Annotated in this window: 5 protein-coding genes; 3 read left to right on the forward strand and 2 right to left on the reverse strand. The window is 44.4% G+C overall.

Annotation, left to right across the window (positions count from 1 at the left end):
- Positions 1-99: 99 nt before the first annotated feature.
- Positions 100-711, reverse strand: a complete 612-nt coding sequence (locus AB4232_RS17345; RefSeq protein ID WP_009847518.1) for a YtjB family periplasmic protein — start codon at positions 709-711, stop codon at positions 100-102.
- 109 nt (positions 712-820) lie between these two features.
- Between AB4232_RS17345 and serB the strand changes: the two genes are divergently transcribed.
- Positions 821-1,801, forward strand: coding sequence for a phosphoserine phosphatase (gene serB, locus AB4232_RS17350; RefSeq protein WP_009847517.1), 981 nt, complete (start codon positions 821-823; stop codon positions 1,799-1,801).
- Between the two features lie 122 nt (positions 1,802-1,923).
- Here serB and AB4232_RS17355 read toward each other — a convergent pair whose 3' ends face one another.
- On the reverse strand, positions 1,924-4,272 hold the full coding sequence (locus tag AB4232_RS17355; RefSeq protein ID WP_017096670.1) for a PilZ domain-containing protein: 2,349 nt from the start codon (positions 4,270-4,272) through the stop codon (positions 1,924-1,926).
- A gap of 161 nt (positions 4,273-4,433) precedes the next feature.
- Between AB4232_RS17355 and radA the strand changes: the two genes are divergently transcribed.
- Together radA and fusA are read left to right on the forward strand one after the other, a co-directional pair.
- The gene (gene radA, locus AB4232_RS17360) at positions 4,434-5,813 is read left to right on the forward strand and encodes a DNA repair protein RadA (RefSeq protein WP_009847515.1); all 1,380 of its coding nucleotides are present in this window, start codon (positions 4,434-4,436) and stop codon (positions 5,811-5,813) included.
- Between the two features lie 234 nt (positions 5,814-6,047).
- Positions 6,048-8,135: an elongation factor G gene (gene fusA, locus AB4232_RS17365; protein WP_009847514.1), complete on the forward strand. Its 2,088-nt coding sequence runs from the start codon at positions 6,048-6,050 to the stop codon at positions 8,133-8,135.
- Positions 8,136-8,229 lie beyond the last annotated feature (94 nt).

An 8,229-nucleotide genomic window follows, 5' to 3' on the forward strand; every position in this document is an offset into this window, starting at 1 on the left:
TCAAAAAGCTTAATAGATACCGCAAAGTTTAATAGATAACAAAAGCCCCGTTGCTGCCTGAGCTTCGGGGCTTTTTATTGAATTTGTTAAACTAAGCCGTTAAGAGCTGACATTTTTAAGCAGCCAGTTTTCCCCAGACTTAGCCTTTCTTTTACGAATAAGCATGATGAACAACACGCCACTGACAAATCCCATTAAGACCATACCGATCATGTAGCGATCGCTCTTACGGTAGTGATGATCAGAAATAGCTGTCATTTTTCCTGTCTCAAAAGTCACGCGGATAAAGCCAATGATCGTACTCTCTGGAGAGTAAATAGGTTCAACGAGTTGCTGCCTGCCGATACTTGCCGTTGAAAGAGGTGTGTCTAAGCCAAGAACCTCGCGTACCGAGAGCGCTTTTTCACTCGAAGCCAGTCGGATCCCTTCTGCATCGTAGATGGTGGTATCAAATACCAATCGATCCTGAGAGAGTTGGTTAGTGAGCTCTAGCAGGCGCTCTTGGTCTTGCTGAGTGATCATCTTACTGGCTGAAAGTGATGCCTGTGAGATCAGTAGTTTGGTCAGCGTTTCCAACTGTTTTGCTTGGATCTTCTCATTACCTTTACTGATCACTACTGTGTTTTTAATGGTTACCACGAACATAGCAGCCAACAGAATTAGGGCTAGTACTCGTAAAGCGTTACGTATTGAGAACAATGATTCATTCATGTTTCACGAAGCCTGAAATAAACAAATGTTATGATTAAGACATATTGAGACTTGCGTTTTCAAATTGCAATAGGTTAACGTTTAGCATAGTTAATTAGGAATCATACACATGGACGCTCAGAAATATCTGCCGATTAAAAGGCATACGACATTATTAACCCGACTCCCCGAGACACGTTTCGCTTCTCAACTCGCAAAATCTAAAGCCAATTGGATTGTGTTCGGTGAGTACTTATCTCCACAATCATTTGATGACATCGACTTTTTCACTGGTACCTACAACACCATCCTCAATACGTGGAAGGTGGGACATTACGAAGTGGCACTGATGTCAGGGAACTTAACCCCGGCACACGAAGAAATTTTACAAGCACTGAAGCTTGATTATGCTTGCCTTAGCGAGGTCCCAGACTTATCTAAGCCAGGTTTGATCGTGATGGATATGGACTCCACAGCAATTCAAATTGAATGCATCGATGAGATAGCAAAGCTCGCAGGAGTCGGAGAGTTAGTTTCTGAAATCACAGAGCGTGCGATGCAAGGCGAGCTCGACTTTGAACAGAGCCTACGCCAACGCGTTGGGGCACTGAAAGGTGCGGATGAGTCAATACTGGAGCAAGTGCGCCAGTCATTACCATTCATGCCAGACTTGGTTGAGCTAGTGAATACTCTGAATAAACTTGGCTGGAAGACGGCGATTGCATCGGGTGGTTTTACTTATTTCTCAGACTACCTGAAAGATACGCTTGATCTTGACCACGCTCAGTCAAACACGCTAGAGATCGTCAATGGTAAATTGACGGGTGAAGTATTAGGCGATGTTGTTTCCGCACAGACCAAAGCGGATATCTTGGTAGAACTTGCTGAAGAGTATGAACTGGAACTGCATAACACCGTTGCCGTGGGTGATGGTGCCAATGACTTGGTTATGATGGGTTCTGCCGGTTTAGGGATTGCTTACCATGCAAAACCGAAAGTTGAACAACAAGCTCAAACTGCTGTGCGTTATGCTGGCTTAGGTGGGGTGCTTTGTATCTTGTCAGGTGTATTAGCTAAGCAGCAAAAAATCAGCTGGCAAGCGAAGCCTTAGTCATATTCGTCAAACGCTAAACAAAAGCGCATTTACAACGGACACAGAAAAGCAGGTGACGAGCCTGCTTTTTCTATTTTTAAATCCGATAAGTCGACAAACCGGTAAGTTGATCTGGCTATTTAGTGCGAGAGTTCCAATCGAATCAATACTTCATCGGTAATGTCCTCTATCTCACCATAACCAATAAAAGCGGTGACCTCACTCTCTAACTTCTTCGCTTGGTGCATACTGATGCGCGAAAGCTCGGCTAAGTCTGATTGGAACAAGCTGGTTAATGGATTAAAGATAGGGGCGGTAGTGACTCGCAGTACATACACATCACCCAGATCTTGCGCCTTCTTGATGAACGAAATACGTTCTTTCGTAGATGCAAAGTCTTTCACCAACTTCGTATGTACAGATTGAATCTTGTTACCAAACTTTATCGCAGCAATGTATACGTCATGATGTTTTGGCTCTGCACCTTCAATTCTTTTCAGTGGCTCAGCTAATAGTGAATTAGAGTGACCTTTAAAAATAGGTTCCAGTGAGAACTTTTGGTTGTGCCCAAGTTTAGCGAGTAACGCTAGATGCTTGTTCAGCGGGAAGTTCACACCAATGAGCTTACAACGCAACGTTGAGCCCGGCTTATCAATGAAAATTGGATTACTGACCATTTTGTTGAGCAAAACAGTGTGCAGTGATTTAAGCAGTGAATCGGTGGGCAGTATTTCTTGCTTCTTATTTAGCTTACTTTGGTTCTGATCGATAAGCCCATTGAGGAAGGCGATGGTACGCATTGTTTTTGCATTCTCGGTGATAACCAATTGAACGTTGCAACCGTTCGGGCTTACACGAATTACGTGGTAAGGCACTGTGCTTAATGGCAAGTTTTTATCATAGAGTTGCAGTTCATTGAAATTCACCACAACCGGATCATCAATCTTGAGTACCATTGGGTGTTCAAGGGTAATGCTTAGGCCACGTTTTGATATGTCTACAGTGTGTCCGTTTATTGTTGGGCTATCTTGTGATGTGAGTTGAATTGGCGATTTAAAGCTATATCTCGGTTCTTTACGACGACTTTGGGAATCAAAGTAGATACTTTGAATGTTCCCCACCACCGTTCGCGGATGACGAAAGCGATTAAGGTCACTGCTTGGAATGCGTGGTTTTTCACTTAATAGGTAATCGGCAGCACTTTCGTGATCACCGATCTCTTGCAAGATACCGCAATGAGTCAGTTGCGCAGAGCTTTGAGCAAGCGTATCTGAATGCTCAGCTAAGGCTTGTCGCTCAGAGTCGGATAATTCGAAAACCGAGAATTTGAACGCCTTCCAACTTTTACGTTTACCGCCGATGTGCCAGAACAGTTGCCTCTCTTCACGAGAAGCTTCAGGCAGCATCATCGAGTAGAACAAGGTCTTATTTTTATGTTCATGGGTAAAAGAGTAGATAACGTTACTGGTTCCCTTCACGCCAGGCTTAGCGAGTAAGTTCATACGTTGTTCGTTGAACAAAGTACCCAGAGCCTGTTGGTTACGCTCATCATGCCAGTATTGCCATTGGGGATGATTGTTATCCGTGAGCAGCGCGAGCTTCAACTCACTACCACTGAAGAATAGAGGGAGATTACAGGTGTACTTTAGATAGGTGTGTTCAATACCGCGAGTTCGCGTTCGAATGAGCCTATCTTGATTCTCATGGCTGGTTTTCTTGCTGACACTATTTAGAGATTCATCGAGTAAACGAGCCACACTCGTTGTATCGCTGATTCTCATGCATCTTAAAAATTTGACTGCATTGTTCTCGTAGGATTCATCAATACCCAGAATACGAAATTCAACCGCCTCATTAACATCGGCTTCTAGTGACTTCTCAACAAGCTCAGTGAATTTAACACTGATGATTTCCCCTAGGTTGTATTTAAACGCCCTTGGTACCTTGAACTTTGCACCCGACGGAGAAATATCAACTGTCACACCATGTAGGCTTTGTCCTTTAGGCGTGGTGATTTCAACCTGTGAGCTAATCTTGAGCCTGTTTTCTTTGCGTTTTAAATCGTAACCGAGGTTAATGGCTTCTGCTTCATAGGGGCTATCAGCGTTAGTGATATCGTGGTCATCTTGAGAGGATGTTTTAACAATATTACGAAGAGGTTGAATGCGAGGTGTCATCACTAACTCCCACACGCCCTCGGTATAACCTTTAAATTTTTTAGTACCACGTTGATACGCGTTCAAAGCTATGTCATCAAGCCAATGTTTACGCTCGTCTAGCGTGAATTGATGACATTCATTATCAATACGCCCGCGTAAATCAATGCTCTTTGTGCACGGAGCCATGATACGATTCAGTTCCATTTTAACGAGCAGTTTTAGAGACGGCGATTCTCCTTCTGTCATTTGAGAAAGAAGGAATTCGAAATCTTCGGCATGGTAGGCCGGAATAAGTCGTTCTGCTACAGATAGAATTTCAGATTGCTGCATACTTTTCTTGTTAGAATGGATGGTGCGTTATTGTTATCGACGAGTTGTATTTGATCTTTAGGTATTCGTGGCCCTACTGCAACTTTTATTTTCACCTGTACGGTCAACGGGGTCACAAAATAGCAACATTTACCCGTTACCAAGCAAATTATTGAGGTTTTATGGCTAAGGCAAAGCGAGCTTATGTGTGTAATGACTGTGGTGCTGACTTTCCACGTTGGCAAGGGCAGTGCAATGCATGTGGTGCTTGGAACACGATTACAGAAGTTAGGTTAGCCGCTTCACCTCAGGTCGCGCGCAATGAACGACTAAGTGGTTACGCTGGTGGTGCAACTGAATCTTCGGTTCAAACGCTATCGGAAATCGACTTGCAAGAGGTCCCGCGCTTTAGTAGTGGCTTCAAAGAGCTTGATCGTGTGCTTGGTGGTGGTGTTGTACCTGGCGCTGCGATTCTTATTGGTGGTAACCCTGGTGCCGGTAAATCAACGCTGTTATTGCAGACTATGTGTCAGCTTTCTTCCCAGTTACCGACACTTTATGTCACTGGCGAAGAATCTCTTCAACAAGTTGCGATGCGAGCATCTCGATTAGGGTTACCAAAAGAGCATCTCAAAATGCTCTCTGAAACCAATGTTGATAAAATCTGTCAGGTTGCAGAAAGAGAGCAGCCTAAGATCATGGTTATCGATTCAATCCAAGTTATGCATGTCGCTGATGTTCAATCGTCTCCAGGCAGTGTTGCTCAGGTGCGCGAATCGGCAACCGCATTAACGCGCTATGCGAAACAGAACAACGTTGCCGTATTCCTAGTGGGACACGTAACTAAAGACGGTACCTTAGCGGGACCAAAAGTACTTGAACACATTATTGACTGCTCGGTGCTGTTAGATGGCGGAACGGACAGTCGTTTTAGAACCTTGCGCAGCCACAAGAACCGTTTTGGTGCAGTGAATGAGCTAGGTGTGTTTGCCATGACAGGGCAAGGGCTAAAAGAAGTTAGCAATCCATCGGCTATTTTTCTGTCTCGTGGTGAAGAAGAAACCTCAGGCAGTTCAGTGATGGTGGTTTGGGAAGGAACGCGTCCACTCCTTGTTGAAATCCAAGCGCTGGTGGATTATTCGCAGCTGGCTAACCCGCGTCGTGTCGCTGTTGGTCTCGAGCAAAATAGACTGTCATTGTTACTAGCCGTGCTGCATAAACACGGCGGCTTACAAATGGCTGACCAAGATGTGTTTGTGAATGTCGTTGGTGGTGTTAAAGTAACCGAAACCAGTGCTGATCTTGCATTGGTAATGGCTTTACTTTCGAGTTTCAGAGACCGCGCATTGCCAAAAGATGTGGTGGTTTTTGGCGAAGTAGGCCTTGCTGGTGAGATTCGACCTGTACCGAGCGGTCAAGAGCGCTTAAATGAGGCGTTTAAACACGGCTTCAAGAGAGCCATTGTACCAGCGGCTAACATGCCTAAAGGTGGCATTCCAGGAATGCAGATCCACGGTGTGAAAAAATTATCGGAAGCAATTAATGCTTTTGATGAGTTGTAATTGAGCTCACTTCAGCTACTCTATACAGCAGAAATTCAGTCTAACTTAAACGCTATTTTCGCGTTAAGTTAGCACTAAACTTAACAATCATTTAGATTGTTTCTTCAGATTGCCTTTTTCTATATGTTAGAAAAAGGCAAAGTTTTTTAGTCCCAAATGCATGCAAAGCTATCAGTCCTCACAGATTGTGATATACTCTGCGCGCATTTTATATCCTATTAACAGAGTAAGACAATGGCAGATTTATCGAAATACAGAAACATTGGTATTTTCGCGCACGTTGATGCGGGTAAAACAACTACCACTGAGCGTATCCTTAAGCTAACTGGTCAGATCCACAAGACTGGTGAAGTACATGATGGCGAATCAACTACTGACTTCATGGAACAGGAAGCTGAGCGCGGAATTACTATCCAATCAGCAGCTGTAAGCTGTTTCTGGAACGGTCACCGTCTAAACGTTATCGATACTCCTGGACACGTTGACTTCACAGTTGAAGTATACCGTTCTCTTAAAGTACTTGATGGCGGTATCGGTGTATTCTGTGGTTCTGGTGGTGTTGAACCACAATCAGAAACTAACTGGCGCTACGCTAACGAATCAGAAGTATCTCGTCTGATCTTCGTTAACAAACTAGACCGTATGGGTGCAGATTTCTACAACGTTGTTGACCAAGTTAAAAACGTTCTAGGTGCAACTCCTCTAGTTATGGTTCTACCAATCGGCCGCGAAGATGAATTCGTGGGTGTTGTAGACCTTCTAAGCCGTAAAGCATACGTTTGGGATGACACTGGTCTTCCTGAAAACTACGAAATCACTGATGTTCCTGCGGACATGGTTGATGACGTTGAGCAATACCGTGAAGAGCTAATCGAAACTGCTGTAGAGCAAGACGATGACCTAATGGAAGCTTACATGGAAGGTGAAGAGCCTTCTATCGAAGACATCAAACGTTGTATCCGTAAAGGTACTCGTGATATCGCATTCTTCCCTACGTTCTGTGGTTCTGCGTTCAAGAACAAAGGCATGCAAGTTATCCTTGATGCTGTAGTAGATTACCTACCTTCTCCAACTGAAGTTGATCCTCAACCTCTAATGGATGAGAACGGCGAAGAAACAGGCAACCACGCTATCGTTTCTACTGAAGAAACTTTCAAAGCGCTTGCGTTCAAAATCATGGATGACCGTTTCGGTGCTCTAACTTTCGTTCGTATTTACTCTGGTAAATTGAACAAAGGTGACACGATCCTTAACTCATTCACAGGTAAAACTGAGCGTGTTGGCCGTATGGTTGAGATGCAAGCTGATGACCGTAACGAACTAACTAGCGCACAAGCTGGTGACATCATTGCGATCGTTGGTATGAAGAACGTTCAAACTGGTCACACTCTATGTGATCCAAAAGACCAAGTAACGCTTGAGCCAATGGTTTTCCCAACTCCAGTAATCTCTATCGCTGTATCTCCAAAAGATAAAGGCGGTTCTGAGAAAATGGGTATCGCGATCGGTAAAATGGTTGCTGAAGATCCATCTTTCCAAGTTGAGACTGACGAAGAAACTGGCGAAACTATCCTTAAAGGTATGGGTGAGCTTCACCTAGACATCAAGGTAGATATCCTTAAGCGTACTTACGGCGTTGACCTAACAGTTGGTGCTCCTCAAGTTGCTTACCGTGAAACTATCACTCAAGCAATTGAAGATAGCTACACGCATAAGAAACAGTCTGGTGGTTCTGGTCAATTCGGTAAGATCGATTACCGTATCAAACCAGGTGAAGCAGGTTCTGGCTTCAAGTTCAACTCAGTAGTTGTGGGCGGTAACGTTCCTAAAGAATTCTGGCCTGCAGTTGAGAAAGGCTTTGCTGGCATGATGGATAACGGCGTACTAGCTGGCTTCCCTACGCTAGACGTTGAAGTTGAACTTTTCGATGGTGGCTTCCACGCAGTCGATTCATCTGCTATCGCATTTGAAATCGCAGCGAAAGGCGCATTCCGTCAATCTATGCCTAAAGCTGGCGCGCAACTTCTTGAGCCTATCATGAACGTTGACGTGTTCACTCCAGACGATCACGTTGGTGATGTTATCGGTGACCTTAACCGTCGTCGTGGCATGATCAAAGATCAACAAGCTGGCGTTACTGGTGTTCGTATTAAAGCTGACGTACCTCTTTCTGAGATGTTCGGCTACATCGGTCACCTACGTACTATCACTTCTGGTCGTGGCCAATTCTCTATGGAATTCGCGCAATACGCACCATGTCCAACTAACGTTGCTGACGAAGTGATTGCAAAAGTTAAAGCAGAAAAAGAAGCTGGTAAGTAATTAGCCCTTTTCTAAATTAGCTAAAAAAGCCCCGCAAGTGAAAGCTTGCGGGGCTTTTTATTGTTTGTAATATACCGCGAGGTGCGAGGTGCGA

The organism is Vibrio sp. 10N.286.46.A8, from assembly GCF_041470165.1.
GTDB classification, from domain to species: domain Bacteria; phylum Pseudomonadota; class Gammaproteobacteria; order Enterobacterales; family Vibrionaceae; genus Vibrio; species Vibrio tasmaniensis_A.

Coding starts and splice junctions, on each gene's coding strand:
- AB4232_RS17355 (WP_017096670.1), bottom strand. CDS start 4,272: ATGCAGCAATCTGAAATTCTATCTGTAGCAGAACGACTTATTCCGGCC.
- AB4232_RS17345 (WP_009847518.1), bottom strand. CDS start 711: ATGAATGAATCATTGTTCTCAATACGTAACGCTTTACGAGTACTAGCC.
- radA (WP_009847515.1), top strand. CDS start 4,434: ATGGCTAAGGCAAAGCGAGCTTATGTGTGTAATGACTGTGGTGCTGAC.
- fusA (WP_009847514.1), top strand. CDS start 6,048: ATGGCAGATTTATCGAAATACAGAAACATTGGTATTTTCGCGCACGTT.
- serB (WP_009847517.1), top strand. CDS start 821: ATGGACGCTCAGAAATATCTGCCGATTAAAAGGCATACGACATTATTA.